Below are 15669 nucleotides of genomic sequence, written 5' to 3' on the forward strand. Positions count from 1 at the left end.
AGGCCGATAAGGCGCTTACTGGGTCAGGTCGGCGTGGCGGGTGCGGGCTTGGGACTCCCAGTAGGTGAGGCCGAGGCGGTGGTGGAGGGTGATGGCGGCCTCGTTGTGCTTCACGGCCTCGTCCGTACGGCCGAGCGAGAACGCCAGCTCGGCCAGCACGTCGTCCACGGAGCCCAGGGCCGCGCTGCCCATGCCCATGATGACGAGCCGCCCCGAGCTCGGCAGCAGCCGTTCGTACATCTCCCCGGGGTCGGGCGTGCCGAGCCGGGCCGCCACGAGGCCCCAGACCGGCTGCAGGAAGTCCGCCACCCAGTCCTCCCGCAGATCCACACCCCACCGCTCGACCAGCCGCCGCGCCTGCTCGGTACGCCCGACGTCCAGGCAGGCCAGCACGGCGAGCGGCCGTACCACGCTCATGAACGGGCGGTCGCCCGCCGCCACCAGCTCGTCGACCAGCTCCGCCACCCGGCCCTGGCCGTGGCGGCACGTGTAGAGGGCGCCGAGGCGGCGGGCCTCCTGGCCCCACAGGCTCGCCCCGAACGCGATCACGGGGAAGTGCTCGGCCAGCGCCTCGGCGTCCGCCCAGCGGCCGTGCAGGGCGTGGTCGGCGGTCTGGGACACGCGGACCATCGCCTCCAGCTCGGGCCTGCCGACCTCGTGCAGCAGCTGCTCGCAGCGGGCCAGGTCCGCGCGCCACTCCTCCAGCTCGCCCGCGCGCAGCAGGCACGACATGCGCAGCACCCGCGCCACCAGCCGGGCCTCCCTCGACAGGCCGGGCAGGGCCAGCATCTCGTCCGCCGCGGCGAGCCGCTCGGCCACCCGGCCGGGGACGAAGCTCGCGATCAGGTAGTTGTTGAGCGCCCGCGCCAGCAGCATGGAGTCACCCGAGCGGCGGGCCAGGTCGATCGCGCCGAGCGCCAGCCGCTCGCCCTCGGCCCGGCGGGGGCCGTAGTACAGCTCGGTCCCGAGCGTGCCGAGGAGCGCGGCCCTGGTCGGGTCGTCGAGATCGCCCGCCAGGAGGTCCTCCAGGATGGCGACCATGTCCTCGTCCACCGTCCCGTACGGACGCCAGTTCCACACCGACAGGCCGCCGAAGACCGAGATCGCCTCCGCCAGCGCCTCCCTGTCGCCCAGCCGCTGCGCCTGGCCGACGGCCTCGGCCAGGTCGCGGTGGGCGGCCTCGGCGTCACCCATGGTGCGGCGGACCTGGCCCAGCTCGGTCAGCGCGCGGCAGCGGCCGGGCGAGTCGCCGGGCGGGAGGTGGCCGAGCGCCAGCTCCCACAGCTGGACGGCCTCCTCGTAGCCGTGCCGCGCCGCCGCCTGCCGTGCCGCCCGCGCGGCGTACGTGACGGCCTTGGCCGCCCCGCCCAGCGTGGCCGCGTCGGCGAAGTGGCCGGCCAGGATCGCGGGATCGGCCCCGGCCGCGGTCTCCAGGTGCTCGCCGGCCCGCAGGTGCAGGCGGGCCCGGTCCAGCCGGGTGAGGCCCGCGTCGAGCGCCTGCCGTACGAGTGCGTGGGAGAAGCGGTAGCCGGCCGCCTCGACCAGCAGCCCGGCGGCCAGCGCGGGCTCCAGATGCGACATGACCTCCTCGACGGGACGGTCCGCGAGCGCGGCCAGCAGGTCCAGCGGCACCTCGCGACCCGCGACGGCGGCGGCTCGCAGCAGCTCCCGGGTGGTCTCGGGAAGGCGGGCCAGGCGGCGCTCGATGACGTCGCGGGCGCCCGGCGGGACGAGGTGGCGCTCGCGTTCGGGCAGGCGCAGCAGCTCGGCCAGGTAGAACGGGTTGCCGCCGGAGCGGTCGAGCAGCTCGCCCGGGTCGGCCGCCACGCCGTGCAGGCGCAGGTAGTCGCGTACGTCCGAGGCGCCGAACGGCTCCAGCGGCAGCCTGCGGCCCTCCCTGGCCAGCGTGCCCAGGGTCTGGCGCAGCTGCTCGGGGTGGTCGCCCGGCTCGGGCCTGAGCGTGACCACGACGAGCGCGGAGGTCCCGGCCAGCTCGCCCGCGACGTGGCCGAGCAGCTTCAGCGAGGAGGCGTCGGCCCAGTGCAGGTCCTCGATGATCGCCAGCAGGGGGCCCTTGCGCAGCTCGGCCAGGACGGCGTCGTACAGGTCGAACAGCTCGGCCTGCGGGGACGGCGGGATCAGCCCCGCGCGGGTCCACGGCCAGAACGCCGGAGCGCCGCCGCCGTCGAGGCACCGGCCCCACTCCACCCTGAAGCCGCGGGCCGCGGCCAGGTCGGCGACGGCCCTGGCCAGGCTCGTCTTGCCGATGCCGGCCTCGCCGGTGACCAGCACCAGCCCGCCCCTGCCCCGCCTGGCCTCGGCCAGCAGGCCCTCCAGGGTGCTCAGCTCGGACTGCCTGGCGACGAGCCGGGCAGGGCGATCTGCCTGGGAGCCGGCCGGCGCACCGGGCTCCGCGCCGGGCGTCGCGGGCCCGTCCAGCTCGGGCGACTGCTCGAACACGGCCCGCTCCAGCCGCCTCAGCTCGGGCCCCGGCTCGATCCCCAGCTCGTCGCGGAGCAGGGCGCGCACCCTGCGCAGCGCCGCCAGCGCGTCCGCCTGCCGCCCCGCCCGGTACAGCCCGAGCACCAGCAGCCCCCACGCCCGCTCCCGGTAGGGATGCGCCTCCGTCAGCGCCTCCAGGTCGGCCACGCCGGCCTCGCCCAGCGCGAGCCGGGCCGCCAGCCGGTCCTCCTCGGCGGCCAGCCGGAGCTCCGCCAGCCGCGCGGACGCCGCCGACGCCAGGTCGGGGAACTCGGCCAGCGGCTCCCCGCGCCACAGCGCGAGAGCCCGGTCCAGCACCGCGGCGGCCTCCGCGGGCCGGCCCCGCTGCACCAGGCGCGCGCCGTCGGCGGCCCACGCGGCGAAGCGGCCCACGTCGGTCTGGCCGGGCGTGACGTTCAGCAGGTAGCCGGGCTCGCGGGTGAGCAGCACCTGGGGCGGCGTGCGCGGCCTGCGGTCCGGCTCCAGCACCCGCCGCAGGTGCGAGACGTACGCCTGCAGCGTCGCCGTGGCCTTGGCCGGCGCCTCCCCGGCCCACAGCTCCTCGACGAGCCGGTCGAGCGGCACGACGCGACCGGGCTCGAGCGCCAGCCTGGCCAGCACCGCCCGCTGCTTGCGGGTGCCGAGGTCGAGCGGGTTGCCGTCGGCGTCGTCCACCTCAAGCGGACCGAACAATCTGAACTCCACGCGCCCAAGTCAACCCCAACTCGATCCCAAGCGCCGAAACGCACCCTGGTGGCATGAACGAGCTGAAGAACCTGATGAACGGCCGCGTGCTCCTCCCCGGCGACGAGGGTTTCGACGAGGCGCGCACGCCGTGGAACGTGGCCGTCGACCAGCGGGTGCGCGCGGTCGTCGACGTGGCGGACACCGACGACGTGGCGGCCGCGATCGGCTACGCCCGCCTGCACGGGCTGGCGGTGACGGCCCAGCCGAGCGGCCATGGCGCCTCCGGCGACACCGAGGGCGCGATCCTGCTGCGCACGCGCGGGCTCGGCGGGGTGGAGATCCACGACGGGGTGGCCCGCGTCGGCGCGGGCGTGCGGTGGGGAGAGGTGCTGGCGGCGGCGAGCCCGCTCGGCCTGACCGGCCTGGCCGGAAGCTCTCCCGTGGTGAGCGTGGCAGGCTACACGCTGGGCGGCGGGCTGAGCTGGTTCAGCAGGGCGTACGGCTTCGCCGCCGACACCGTGCGGGCCTTCGACGCGGTGGACGCCGAGGGCAGGCGGATCAGGGTGACGGCCGGCGGCGACCCCGAGCTGTTCTGGGCGCTGCGGGGCGGCGGCGGCGACTTCGCGATCGTGACCGCGATGGAGTTCGAGCTGCGGCCCGCCCCCTCCCTGTACGGCGGGCGGATCACGTGGCCGATCGAGCGGGCGCCCGCGGTGCTGGACGCCTTCCGCGAGGTCACGGCGTCCGCGCCGGAGGAGCTGACGGTCTGGTTCGACCTGCTCCAGATCCCCGGCGGCCCCGGCTTCGTCATGATCGACAGCACGTGTCTCGGCCGGGACCCCGGCGGGCTGCTGCGGCCCTTCGAGCGGATCGGCGGGGCCGTCGGCGACACCAGGCGGCCGCTGCCGGTGGCCGAGCTGGGCTCCATCTGCGACGAGCCGACCGACCCCTCGCCGGGCACCAGCCGCTGCGAGCTGCTGACCGGGCTGGACGACCAGGTCGCCGGCGTGCTGCTGGGCGAGCCGATCGACCCGCTGACGGGGGTGCAGATCCGGCACCTCGGCGGCGCGCTGGCCAGGCCCGCGGCGGGTGGCGGCGCCGCCGGGCACCTGGACGAGCCGTACCTGGTCTACGCCTTCGGCCGGCCCGGCGAGGCGACGGCCGAGCGCCTGGGGCGGCTGGGCAAGGAGCTGGTGCCCTTCACCAGCGGGCGCAAGCCGTACACGATGCTGCACGGCGACGAGCAGGCCGCGGCGGCGTTCCCCGGCGAGACGCTGGCCAGGCTGCGCGACCTCAAGAGGGCGCGCGACCCGCACGGCGTCATCAGGGCGAACTACCCGGTTCTCGGGTGAGCCGGTGAGCTACCCGGTTCTCGAGTGAAGCCGGTGAGCCACCTCGTTCCGCCCGGAAGCGGCGTTCAGCGGCCCGAGATCAGGTTCGCCAGGCGGGCGTACGGCGAGGTGGTGGTGCCGTGGTCGTTCTCCCGCCGGTCGGCGGCCCGGAACAGCGCGTAGATCAGCTGCACGCCCGTCCACCGCAGCGGCTCCGGCTCCCACTGCCGCACCTGGCGCCCGACCCACGGCAGCGCGGTGAGCTCGGTGTCCCGGCGCAGCACGAGGTCGCGGAGCGTGCGCCCGGCCAGGTTCGTCGTGGTGACGCCGCTGCCGACGTAGCCGCCCGCCCAGCCGAGCCCGGTCGCGTGGTCGAGGTGGACCGTCGAGCACCAGTCGCGCGGCACCCCCAGCACGCCGCACCAGGAGTGCTGGATCCGCGCGTCGGCAGCCGCGGGGAACAGCCGGACCAGCATCCGCCACAGCAGCGCCGCCGTCCGCCGCTGGGTGGCGCCCCGCACGTCGGTACGCGAGCCGAACCGGTAGGGCACGCCCCGCCCGCCGATCGCGATCCGGTCGTCGGCGGTGCGCTGCGCGTAGATGTAGGCGTGCGCCTGGTCACCGAGCAGTTCCCTGCCCTGCCAGCCGATGTGCTTCCACACGTCGGCCGGCAGCGGCTCGGTGACGATCATGGAGCTGTTCATCGGCAGCCACTGCCGGTGCTGGCCGGCCAGCGAGGCGGTGAAGCCCTCGGTGGCGCGGATGACGTAGTCGGCCGTGACGGCGCCCCGCGTCGTGACGGCCGCCGCCTGGGCGCCGTCCCGCCGCGGGCGGATCGCGGTCACGGTCGTGTTCTCGAAGATGTCCACGCCCAGCCGGGCCACCGCCTCGGCCAGGCCGACCGCCAGCTTGGCGGGCTGGACGCGGGCGCAGTGCGGCGAGTAGGCGGCCTCCAGCGTGCCGGCCACCTGGATGCGGTCGCGCTGCTCGTCGCGGTCCATCAGGCGCATGTCGTCCTCGCCGTACCCCCAGGCGCGCAGGTCGGCCACCTCCTCGCGGAGCCTGCGCCGCTGGGCCGGGTTGGTGGCGACGTGGACCAGCCCGCCCTTGTGCAGGTCGGCGTCGATGGCCTCCTCGCGGGTCACGGCGATGACCTCGTCCACGGCCCGGAACATGGCGTGCTGCAGGTCGATCATGGCCTGGCGCCCGCGCGCCGCGGCGTGCCGCTCGCGGGACCCGGCGAACTCGGCGGACAGCCAGCCGCCGTTGCGCCCCGACGCCCCGAAACCGGCGAACTCCCGCTCCAGGATCGCGATGCGCAGCCCGGGGTCGGCCTTCTTCAGGTAGTACGCGGTCCACAGGCCGGTGTAGCCGCCGCCCACGATGGCGACGTCGTACGAGCGCGGCCCTGGCAGCGCGGGACGCCGCCCGGGCAGGCCGATCTGCCGGTACCAGAAGGAGACCCCTCCGTTGGCGAAGTCCTTGGTCAGCGGGATGCCGTTCGTCACCGAACACATTCTTTATTACCGGCATATGCGGAGCAAGTGGACGATATGTAACAGAACGGCGCAGCGGGCTAGCTTCGTGTCGGCCGTTCGTACCCCTCGTCGCCGCCGTAGACGCGCAGGTCGGGGTCGTGCTCCGGCTGGTTGGCCGGGCTCGTGGGAGACGCGGTGTGCTCGGAGCCGAAGTCGTCGGACAGCTCGACGATCGGGAAGAGGTAGTCGCGCCAGGTGATCTCGCCCGTGGGCGTCGCCTCCGTCAGCAGCTCGCCGGCGCGCTGGGCCGCGTACAGGCCGCCGGGGTAGCGCACCGGCAGGCAGGGGCGGCGCAGGTTCCTGGCCCGCAGCCACGTCCTGACCAGATCCTCGGTGTCGAGCACCTGCGGCCCGCCGTACTCGATCTCGTCCCTCGCCGGACCGGCGTCGATCAGCCCGGTGAGCCGTTCGGCCACCTCGCGCGCGTGCACGGGCTGCCAGGGCACGGTGCGGTCGACGGCCAGCACCGGAAGCGACTCGAAGCCGTTCAGCCGCCGCTCCAGCCACTGGTGGAAGGCGGTGGCGCGGAGCACCGTCCAGCCCAGCTCGCTCTCCGAGACCAGGCGCTCGGCCTCCAGCTTGTGCCGGAGATGGCCGGTGGCGAGGCGGTTGGCGCCGACGACCGAGGTGTAGATCAGATGCGGATAGCCGCCCCCCTCGCGGGCGGCGGCGACCAGCCGGCGGGTGCCCGTCACGTCCACCGCGCCGCGGCCCCTGCGCCCGCCCGTGGCGAGGTGCGCGATCACCTCGGCGTCCCGGACGGCCTCCGCGAGGCCGCTGCCGGAGACGAGGTCGCCCCAGACCCACTCGACCTCGCCACCGCTCTGCCGCTTGGTACGGCTCAGCGCGCGCACCTGGTGACCCGCCTTGAGCAGGACGGGCACCAGCGCGCGGCCCAGCGTGCCCGTGGCTCCGGTGACCAGAATGCGCATGCGGCCCCCCTACCCGCGAATCCTCTGAAATGACAAGGAATCTGGTAAAGGCGTCTGTCGGCCGCCAGGTGGGGTAGTGCCGCTCCCATGGCTCGAATCGCATCTGAATCCCTGATAGAACGGCTCGCCGAATGGGGTGTCGACACCGTCTTCGGCCTGCCGGGCGACGGCATCAACGGCATCATGGAGGGGCTGCGGCGCCACCGTGACCGGGTGCGCTTCGTCCTCGTCCACCATGAGGAGGCGGCGGCCTTCATGGCCACCGCTCATGCCAAGGCCACCGGGCGCATCGGCGTGTGCCTGGCCACCTCCGGCCCCGGCGGCATCCACCTGCTCAACGGCCTCTACGACGCCAAGCTGGACCACGTCCCCGTGCTGGCGATCACCGGCATGCAGGAGACGTCCGTGCTCGGCACCGGCTACCAGCAGGAGGTGCACCTGGACCGGCTGTACGCCGACGTGGCCGAGTACAACATGATGGTCACCAACCCCGCCCAGCTGCCCACGCTGGTGGACCTGGCGATCAGGACCTCCTACGCGCGCCGCGGGGTCTCCCACATCACCGTGCCCAACGACATCCAGGTGGCCGACGCCGACGCGGAGCCGTACCGGACCGTGGCTCCCGTGCGCCCGCCCGAGACCGCGCCCGTCTACCTCCAGCCGCCCGGCCTGCCGCGGCGGTCCGACCTCGAACGGGCGGCCGAGGTGCTCAACCGCGCCGAGCGCCCCGCCATGCTCGTCGGGCAGGGGGCGCTGCACGCGCGGGAGGAGGTGCTGGCCGTGGCGGAGGCGCTCCAGGCGCCCGTGGTCAAGACCCTGCTCGGCAAGGCGGTCCTCCCGGACGAATCCCCGTACACGACCGGCGGGATCGGGCTGCTCGGCACCCGGCCGAGCGAGGAGCTGATGGACGACACCGACGTGCTGTTCATGGTGGGCACGAACTTCCCCTACTCGAAGTTCCTGCCCGAGCAGGCGCGGGTGGTGCAGTTCGAGGTGGAGCCCACCAGGGCCGGGTCGCGGATCCCGACCGACGTGCCGGTGGTGTGCGACGCGAAGGAGGGGCTGCGGGCGCTGCTGCCGCTGCTCTCCCGCCGGGACGGAAGCGCTCACCTCGCGAAATATCAGAAGATGATGGCCAAGTGGCGGGCGGAGATGGAGGATCTGGAGAACCCGGACCGCGACCCCATCGCCCCGCAGTACGCCATGTCCGTCCTGAACCAGCTCGCGACCGACGACGCCATCCTCACCTGCGACAGCGGCACCATCGCCACCTGGGCGGCCCGGCACTGGACGATCAGGGGCGGGCGCGAGTTCTACATGTCCGGCACGCTGGCCACGATGGCTCCGGGCCTCCCGTACGCCATCGGCATCCAGCACGCCTTCCCCGGCCGGCAGGTCATCGCGTACGTCGGCGACGGCGGCTTCGCGATGCTGATGGCCGAGTTCCTGACGGCCGCCCAGCACCGCCTGCCGATCAAGGTGATCGTCAACAACAACAACTCGCTCGGCCAGATCCTGTGGGAGCAGATGGTGCTCGGCTTCCCCGAGCACGGCGTGCGCTTCGCCCAGCCGGAGGCCGACTTCTCGGCCTGGGCGAGGTCCTGCGGCGGCTTCGGAGCCAAGATCACCAAGTCGGAGGACGTGGCCCACGCGATCGGGCAGGCGCTCGCGCACGACGGCCCGGCCCTGGTGGACGTGGACGTCAACCCCAACGAGCCGCCCATGCCCGGCAAGGTCTCCTACGAGCAGGCCAAGAGCTTCGCGCAGGCGTTCCTCAAGGGGCAGCCGCACAAGGCGGCCATCGCGACGACGCTGTTCAAGGACCGGATCCAGAAGCTGGGCGAGTAGCCCGCGCGATCCCCGCGGCTATCCCCGTCGCGGTGGCCAGCAGCGGCTCGACCAGGCGGGGCAGCTCGCGGGCGCGCCGGGAGGACAGCACGATGCCCACGGCCGCCACGGGCCGTCCCGTCACCACGATCGGCGCCGCCGCCGAGCAGCTGCCCAGGGTCATCTCCTCGTACGTCAGCGCGTAGCCCTGGGCCCGCACCGCCGAAAGCTCCCTGGCCAGCCGCCCCGGCTCGGTGATCGTGTGCCGGGTCGGGCGTTCGAGCCGGCGGGCCAGGTAGGACTGCACGAACCAGTCCGGCTCGTACGCCAGCAGCGCCCGGCCCACGCCCGTCGGGTGCATCGGCAGCCGCCCGCCGGTCCTGGAGACGATCGGCACCGCGCGCCTGCCGTACACCTTGTCCACGTACAGCACCTCCAGCCCGTCGCGGACGGCCAGGTGCACGTTCTCGCCCGTGCTCGCGAACAGCTCCTGCAGCCAGGGCCGCGCGAGGTCGTGCAGCGGCGCGGGCGCGAGCTGGCCGAGCTCCCACAGGCGCAGCCCCACGCGCAGCCGGCCGTCGGGCGCGCGGCTCAGCGCCTGCCACTCCTCCAGCTCGGCGACCAGCCGGTGCGCCGTGCTCAGCGGCAGCCCCGCGCGCCTGGCCACCTCGGTCAGCGTGAGCTCCCGATGCGCCGGGCCGAACGCGCCGAGGACGGCCAGCACCTTCGACGCCACCGATCGCCCGGGCTCGCGGGCTCCTCCTGCCATGCGGCAATCCTGCACCGTTCTTCCACTGAGCGGAAGGACGGCCTCGGCCAAACCGCGGTCGAGGCAGGATGCTTCCGTCATGCGAACTCAGGTCGGGATCATCGGGGCGGGCCCCGCCGGACTCCTGCTCTCCCATCTGCTCCACCTGCGCGGCATCTCCTCCGTGGTGCTGGAGAAGCGCAGCCGCGCGTACGTCGAGCGGCGGGTGCGGGCCGGGGTGCTGGAGCAGGGCACGGTGGACACGCTGGTCGAGGCGGGCGTCGGCGAGCGCATGCTGCGCGAGGGGCTGCCGCACCACGGCATCGAGCTCAGGTACGGCGGCGCGGGCCACCGCATCGCGTTCGAGAAGCTCGTGCCGGGCCGCGCCATCACCGTGTACGGCCAGCAGGAGGTGGTCAAGGACCTGATCGCGGCCCGGCTCGCGGCGGGCGGCGACGTGCGCTTCGAGGTCGAGGACGTGGCCCTGCACGGGCTGGACCCCGGGGCGGGCACCGGCCCGTACCTGACCTTCGGCGGCGAGCGGCTCGACTGCGACGTGATCGCCGGCTGCGACGGCTTCCACGGCGTGTCCAGGCCGGCCATCCCCGACGGCGTTCTGAGCGTTTACGAGCGGGATTATCCCTTCGCCTGGCTGGGCATCCTGGCCAAGGTGGCGCCGTCCTCCGAGGAGTTGATCTACACCAGGACCGAACGCGGCTTCGCCCTGCACAGCATGCGCTCGCCCACGATCAGCCGCTTCTACCTGCAGGTCCCCGCCGACACGAGCATCGACGACTGGCCGGACGAGCGGATCTGGGCCGAGCTGAAGGCCCGGCTGGAGAGCGTGCCCGGCTTCGACCTGACGACCGGCGAGATCACCGAGAAGGGCGTCACGCCGATGCGGGCCTTCGTGGCCGAGCCCATGCAGTACGGCCGGCTCTACCTGGCGGGCGACGCCGCCCACATCGTGCCGCCGACCGGCGCCAAGGGGCTCAACCTGGCCGTGGCCGACGTCCGCGTGCTCACCGAGGCGCTGGCCGCGTACTTCGCGGACGGCTCCACCGCGCTGCTCGACGGCTACTCCGACGCGTGCCTGAAGCGGGTGTGGCGGGCGCAGCACTTCTCGTGGTGGATGACGACGCTGCTGCACACGTTCGAGGAGGACGACCCGTACGGGCGGCGGCTGCAGCTGTCGTACCTCGACTACGTGACCTCGTCCGAGGCGGCGGCCACGACCCTCGCGGAGAACTACGTCGGCCTGCCGTTCGACACGGAGCTGTGACCGTGGATCCTGACGGCGGCCTGCTCGCGCCGGTCCGGGCGGGCACGCGGGCGGAGGAGATCACCTCGGACGCGGCCTGGCTGCGGGCCATGCTGGAGGCCGAGGCGGCGCTCGCCCGCGCCCAGGCCCGCCTGGAGCTGATCCCGGCCGAGGCCGCCGCCGCCGTCGACCGGGCCGCCGCCGGCCTCGTCCTCGACCCGGCGGACCTGGCCAGGCGCGCCCGCCAGTCGGCCAACCCGGTGGTCCCGCTGGTGTCGGACCTGCGGCGGGCCGTGCCGGGCGCGGCCTCGTACGCGCATCTGGGGGCGACCAGCCAGGACATCCTGGACAGCGCCGCCATGCTCGTCGCCACCCGGGCGGTACGCGCGCTCGTGGGCGATCTGAGCGAGATCATGCGGACCTTGGCCGGGCTGGCCGAGCGGCATCGGGGCACGGTGATGGCCGCCAGGACGCTGGGCCAGCAGGCCGTGCCGACGACGTTCGGGCTGAAGGCGGCCGGATGGCTGGCCGGGCTCCTGCGCGCCCGCGCCCGGCTGCGCGAACTGCGCCTGCCCGCCCAGCTGGGCGGCGCGGCCGGCACCCTGGCCGCCTTCGCCGAGCGGGCCCCGGCCCCCGGCGGCGAGCTGCTGCTGGTCGAGGTGTTCGCCGAGGAGATCGGGCTGGCGGTGCCCCCGGCGCCCTGGCACGCGGAGCGCTCCCCGGTCACCGAGCTGGGCGCCGCGCTCGCCGATACGGCCAGGGCGCTCGGCAAGCCGGCCACCGACATCGTCCTGCTGGCCCAGACCGAGGTCGGCGAGGTGGCCGAGTCGTCGGCCGGCGGCTCGTCGGCCATGCCGCAGAAGCGCAACCCGGCGCTGTCCGTGCTGGTGCGCTCGGCCGCGCTCCAGGTGCCCGCGTACACGCAGGTGCTGGGCCAGATCGGCGAGCACGAGCGGGCCGCCGGCGCCTGGCAGGCGGAGTGGCTGCCCCTGCGCGAGGCGCTGCGCCTCACCGGCGGCGCGGCCGAGACCGCCGCCGAGCTGGTGGCCGGCCTGCGGGTCTTCCCCGAGCGGATGCGCGCCAACGCCGGGCGGACCGGCGGCGGGCTGGTCGCCGAACGCCTCGCCGCCCACCTCGACCCGGAGACGCTCAAGCGGGTGCTCTCCGGCGACGCGACCGCGCCCGACGACCTGCTCGACCCCGGGGCCTACCTGGGCGCCGCCTCCGAGCTGATCGACCGCATTCTCGCCACCTACCGGGAGCAACCGTGAAACTCCACCACCGCGTCGACGGCCCGTCCGGCGCGCCGCTGCTGGTGCTCGGCCCCTCGCTCGGCACCACCATGGAGATCTGGCGGCCGCAGCTGCCCGCGCTCACCGACAGCTGGCGGGTCCTCAGGTACGACCTGCCCGGCCACGGAGGCTCGCCCCCCGCCAAGGACTTCACGGTCGGCGACCTGGCGCAGGCCGTGCTGGACCTCGTGGAGGACGAGCGGTTCGCGGCCGGCGGCATCTCGCTCGGCGGCGCGATCGCCGCCACCATCGCCACCCGCGCGCCGGTACGCGAGCTGGTGCTGTGCTGCAGCTCGGCCAGGTTCGGCGAGCCCGGGCCGTGGCACGGGCGGGCGGCGCTGGTGCGCGGCAAGGGGGTGGCGGCACTCGTCCCGACGCTGCGGACCCGCTGGTTCACGCCCGGCTTCGACGGCCAGTGGGTCCTCGACCAGCTGACGGAGGTGGACGCCCGCTCGTACGCCGCCTGCTGCGAGGCCCTGGCCGCCTTCGACCTGACCGGCAGGCTGGGCGAGATCACCGCGCGCACCCTGGTGATCGCCGGCGCGGAGGACCCGGCCACCCCGCTCGACCACGCTCTCACGCTGGCCGGCGGCATCCCCGGCGCGTCCCTGACCGTGGTGCCGCACGCCTCGCACCTGGCCAACGTGGAACGCCCCGAGCCGGTCACCCAGGCCATCGCCGCGCACCTCGCGGACTCCGGCGGCGGCTTGGAGGCGGGCATGCGCACCAGGCGCGAGGTCCTGGGCGACGCGCACGTCGACCGGGCCGTCGCCGCCACCACGGACTTCACCCGCGACTTCCAGGAGCTGATCACCCGCTACGCCTGGGACGAGATCTGGAACCGGCCCGGCCTCGACCGACGCACCCGCAGCTGCGTCACGCTCACCGCCCTCGTCGCGCGCGGCCAGCTGGAGGAGCTGGCCATGCACGTACGCGCCGCCTTACGCAACGGGCTCACCCGCGACGAGATCAAGGAGGTGCTGCTCCAGACGGCCGTCTACTGCGGGGTCCCGGCGGCGAACGCCGCCTTCGCCGTCGCCCGCCGCACCCTCGCCGACATCGACGCGAACGGCCTGTGAGCCTAAAGTGATCGGATGCATCGCAGTCGGCTCTACGCCCTCCTGATCGACACCCCCGCGTCCGAGGCAGGGCAGGCGACGGACTTCTGGGCCGGGGCGCTCGGGGTCAGCCCGCGCCCGCTCCCCGGCTACGAGCAGTTCACCTCGCTGCCCGGGGCGGTCGCCGGCTTCGACCTGGCGGTGCAGGCCGTGGACGACGCGCCGCGCTTCCACGTCGACATCGAGACCGACGACGTGGAGGCCGAGACCCGGCGGCTGCTGGAGCTGGGCGCGACGGAGGTGACGCGGTGGGAGGAGTGCCGCGTGCTGCGGGCGCCCGGCGGGCACCTGCTGTGCGTGCTGCCGGTGGAGAGCGACCGGGAGCTGTTCGAGGCGCAGGCGAAGACCTGGCCCTGACCCGGCCGCGACGGCGTTCTCCGTGACCGGCCCTGACCCGGGCGCGATGGCCTTCGCCGTCACCGAAGCACTGGCCCGGGCGCGATGGCCTCCGTGACCGGGGCCCTCACTCGCCCTTCGCGGCCTTCAGGTGCGCGGCGGCGGCCTGCTCCAGGTGGACGAGGTCGGAGGCGACGGTGGCGAACGTGTAGCCCTCGGCCAGGCGGCGGGCGGCCAGCTCGCCCGACGGGTTGTGGATCCCGGCCGCGATCCCGGCCTCCTCGGCGGCCCTGCTGACCCTCACCAGCGCGGCCTCGAACGCGTCGGCGACCTCCGGGTCGTTCGGGAACCGGCCGCCCACGGCCAGGCACAGGTCGGACGGGCCGACGTACACGCCGTCCAGGCCGGGCGTGGCGCAGATCGCCTCGATGTTGGCCAGCCCCTCCGGAGTCTCGATCATGGCCAGCACGAGCACGCTCTCGTCGGCCTCCGCCGGGGTGGGTCCGATCCTGAGCATCGAGCGCATGGGCCCGTACGAGCGGCGGCCCCCGGCCGGGCCCGGGTAGCGGGCGGCCGACACGGCGCGGGCCGCGTCCTCGGCGGTGTCGACCAGCGGCACGATCACGCCGCCCGCGCCGAAGTCGAGCGCCCGGCCGATGACCGCCGCCTCGCCCGACTCGACGCGCACCAGCCCGACGGACCGGCCGCCCGCGTCCACGGCCATGAGACCGGCCAGCAGCCCCGAATGCCCGATCAGCCCGTGCTGGGCGTCCAGCGCGACGTAGTCGTACCCCAGCCTGGCCAGGCGCTCGGTGGCGATGGGGGCGTCGAGCACCACCCAGTAGCCGACGCACCGCTCGCGGTTGCGGATCTTTCTGGCGAGCTCGATGGCGGTCATGCGTTGTCGATCTCCTTCGCGGGGGTTCGGGCTCTCATCGGTTGTAGGCGGGCATGGGGCCGCGGAGCGTGTCGCTCACGGCGTCGCATTCGGCGGCCACGTCGGCGGGCAGCGGCCCGGCGGCCAGTGCCGCGAGGTTGGCGCGCAACTGGTCCACGCCGGACGCGCCGAGCAGCACCGCGCCGACCACGGGCCTGCCGGCCAGCCAGCGCAGCGCCAGCTCGGCCGGCGCCAGCCCCGCCTGCGCGGCGATCCCGTCGAGCGCCTCGACGGCCTTGAACAGGCCGGCGTCCCAGTACCGCTTCCGGTACATCTCCGCCAGCCTGGAGTCTCCGAACCGCCCGCTCCGCGGCGCCCGGTCGAAGCGGTGCCGCCCGGTCAGCAGGCCGCCGCCCAGCGGATTGTAGACCATCGTCCGCAGCCCGGTGGTCAGCGCGAACTCCGCGTACTCGTCCTCGATCCGCCGGGCCAGCAGGTTGTACAGCTGCTGGGCGACCACGGGACGGGGGGTCATCGCGGCGATCTGCCAGGCGGCGTGGTTGGACACGCCCAGGCTGCCGATCTTCCCCTCGCCGATCAGCTCGGAGACCGTGGCGAGGGTGTCGTCCAGCGGGGTAGCCCGGTCGGGCTGGTGCAGGTAGAACAGGTCCACATGGTCCACCTGGAGCCGCCGCAGGCTGCCCTCCAGGCTCGCCCGCAGCCCGATGGGGGAGAGCGGCGCGTGCTCGCCCGCGTCGGGGTGGGGGATGCCCGCCTTGGTCGCCAGCACGACGCGGTCACGCCTGCCGCGCAGCAGCTCGCCGAGGATCTCCTCCGCGGCCCCGCCCGCGTAGCCGTTGGCCGTGTCGACACCGGTCACCCCGGCGTCCAGCGCGTGGTCGAGCATCCGCCCGGCCGTCCCGGCGTCCACGGTGTCGCCGAACGTCATGGTCCCGAGCACCGGTTCGGGGCTCATCGAGGGGCTCCTTTCGCTGCGGCGCGGACGTCGCGCGGCCCGCGCCCCCACCTGGTCGTCGCACCCGCCACCGCCGCGCCCCCACCTCTCTCTCTACGCCGCCCGCCTCCGGAACGCGCGGACCGGGTCATTCGGCCCTCCATGGAACAGGGGCACGTCGTCATGGAGAGCGATGCGGAGGGGTCCGCGTGACTCGCAGGCCACTGTGGCATATTCTGCGCGTTTCGTGCAATACTCATCGCGTGATTCACGCAGTTCGAGGAAG

Annotated in this window: 12 protein-coding genes; 6 read left to right on the forward strand and 6 right to left on the reverse strand. The window is 74.4% G+C overall.

Annotation, left to right across the window (positions count from 1 at the left end):
- Positions 1–15 precede the first annotated feature (15 nt).
- The gene (locus FH608_RS21915; protein WP_193318557.1) at positions 16–3174 is read right to left on the reverse strand and encodes an AfsR/SARP family transcriptional regulator; all 3159 of its coding nucleotides are present in this window, start codon (positions 3172–3174) and stop codon (positions 16–18) included.
- Positions 3175–3239: 65 nt separating this feature from the next.
- Here FH608_RS21915 and FH608_RS21920 point away from each other — a divergent pair, with 65 nt between their 5' ends.
- Positions 3240–4520 (forward strand): FAD-binding oxidoreductase, encoded by a 1281-nt coding sequence (locus FH608_RS21920; RefSeq protein WP_139632457.1) that lies wholly within the window; start codon positions 3240–3242, stop codon positions 4518–4520.
- Between the two features lie 65 nt (positions 4521–4585).
- Here the strand turns inward: FH608_RS21920 and FH608_RS21925 are convergent, their stop codons facing one another.
- On the reverse strand, positions 4586–6007 hold the full coding sequence (locus FH608_RS21925) for an NAD(P)/FAD-dependent oxidoreductase (RefSeq protein WP_226899761.1): 1422 nt from the start codon (positions 6005–6007) through the stop codon (positions 4586–4588).
- A 68-nt stretch (positions 6008–6075) separates the two neighbouring features.
- Entirely contained in the window at positions 6076–6969 is an 894-nt protein-coding gene (locus FH608_RS21930) for an SDR family oxidoreductase (RefSeq protein ID WP_139632459.1), read from the reverse strand.
- 87 nt (positions 6970–7056) lie between these two features.
- Between FH608_RS21930 and FH608_RS21935 the strand changes: the two genes are divergently transcribed.
- Positions 7057–8817 carry a thiamine pyrophosphate-dependent enzyme gene (locus FH608_RS21935; protein WP_139632460.1) on the forward strand — a complete coding sequence of 587 codons (1761 nt, stop codon included), beginning with the start codon at positions 7057–7059 and terminating at the stop codon, positions 8815–8817.
- Here the strand turns inward: FH608_RS21935 and FH608_RS21940 are convergent.
- Complete coding sequence (locus tag FH608_RS21940; protein WP_139632461.1) at positions 8786–9565, reverse strand: IclR family transcriptional regulator; 780 nt, start codon at positions 9563–9565, stop codon at positions 8786–8788. The genes FH608_RS21935 and FH608_RS21940 overlap by 32 nt on opposite strands.
- Positions 9566–9644: 79 nt before the next feature.
- Between FH608_RS21940 and FH608_RS21945 the strand changes: the two genes are divergently transcribed.
- From FH608_RS21945 to FH608_RS21955, 4 genes are read left to right on the forward strand one after another with little or no spacing between them, the layout of a single operon-like run.
- Positions 9645–10826 (forward strand): 4-hydroxybenzoate 3-monooxygenase, encoded by a 1182-nt coding sequence (locus tag FH608_RS21945; RefSeq protein WP_139632463.1) that lies wholly within the window; start codon positions 9645–9647, stop codon positions 10824–10826.
- Positions 10823–12076 (forward strand): lyase family protein, encoded by a 1254-nt coding sequence (locus FH608_RS52855; protein WP_226899762.1) that lies wholly within the window; start codon positions 10823–10825, stop codon positions 12074–12076. The genes FH608_RS21945 and FH608_RS52855 overlap by 4 nt, the downstream gene beginning before the upstream one ends.
- Positions 12073–13176, forward strand: coding sequence for a bifunctional 3-oxoadipate enol-lactonase/4-carboxymuconolactone decarboxylase PcaDC (gene pcaDC / locus FH608_RS52860; RefSeq protein WP_226899763.1), 1104 nt, complete (start codon positions 12073–12075; stop codon positions 13174–13176). Before FH608_RS52855 ends, pcaDC begins: the two co-directional genes overlap by 4 nt.
- A gap of 15 nt (positions 13177–13191) precedes the next feature.
- Positions 13192–13572: a VOC family protein gene (locus FH608_RS21955; RefSeq protein WP_139632466.1), complete on the forward strand. Its 381-nt coding sequence runs from the start codon at positions 13192–13194 to the stop codon at positions 13570–13572.
- A 106-nt stretch (positions 13573–13678) separates the two neighbouring features.
- Here the strand turns inward: FH608_RS21955 and FH608_RS21960 are convergent, their stop codons facing one another.
- Both FH608_RS21960 and FH608_RS21965 read right to left on the reverse strand, forming a co-directional pair.
- Positions 13679–14449 carry an HpcH/HpaI aldolase family protein gene (locus FH608_RS21960; RefSeq protein ID WP_139632467.1) on the reverse strand — a complete coding sequence of 257 codons (771 nt, stop codon included), beginning with the start codon at positions 14447–14449 and terminating at the stop codon, positions 13679–13681.
- Between the two features lie 34 nt (positions 14450–14483).
- Entirely contained in the window at positions 14484–15404 is a 921-nt protein-coding gene (locus FH608_RS21965) for an aldo/keto reductase (protein ID WP_139632468.1), read from the reverse strand.
- Positions 15405–15669: the final 265 nt, after the last annotated feature.

Source organism: Nonomuraea phyllanthi (genome assembly GCF_006334985.2).
Taxonomy (GTDB): Bacteria; Actinomycetota; Actinomycetes; order Streptosporangiales; family Streptosporangiaceae; genus Nonomuraea; species Nonomuraea phyllanthi.

Excerpts from the sequence above, each read along its gene's own strand:
- FH608_RS21920 (WP_139632457.1), top strand. The coding sequence starts at position 3,240 with ATGAACGAGCTGAAGAACCTGATGAACGGCCGCGTGCTCCTCCCCGGC.
- FH608_RS21930 (WP_139632459.1), bottom strand. The coding sequence starts at position 6,969 with ATGCGCATTCTGGTCACCGGAGCCACGGGCACGCTGGGCCGCGCGCTG.
- FH608_RS21935 (WP_139632460.1), top strand. The coding sequence starts at position 7,057 with ATGGCTCGAATCGCATCTGAATCCCTGATAGAACGGCTCGCCGAATGG.
- FH608_RS21940 (WP_139632461.1), bottom strand. The coding sequence starts at position 9,565 with ATGGCAGGAGGAGCCCGCGAGCCCGGGCGATCGGTGGCGTCGAAGGTG.
- FH608_RS21945 (WP_139632463.1), top strand. The coding sequence starts at position 9,645 with ATGCGAACTCAGGTCGGGATCATCGGGGCGGGCCCCGCCGGACTCCTG.
- FH608_RS21955 (WP_139632466.1), top strand. The coding sequence starts at position 13,192 with ATGCATCGCAGTCGGCTCTACGCCCTCCTGATCGACACCCCCGCGTCC.
- FH608_RS21960 (WP_139632467.1), bottom strand. The coding sequence starts at position 14,449 with ATGACCGCCATCGAGCTCGCCAGAAAGATCCGCAACCGCGAGCGGTGC.
- FH608_RS21965 (WP_139632468.1), bottom strand. The coding sequence starts at position 15,404 with ATGAGCCCCGAACCGGTGCTCGGGACCATGACGTTCGGCGACACCGTG.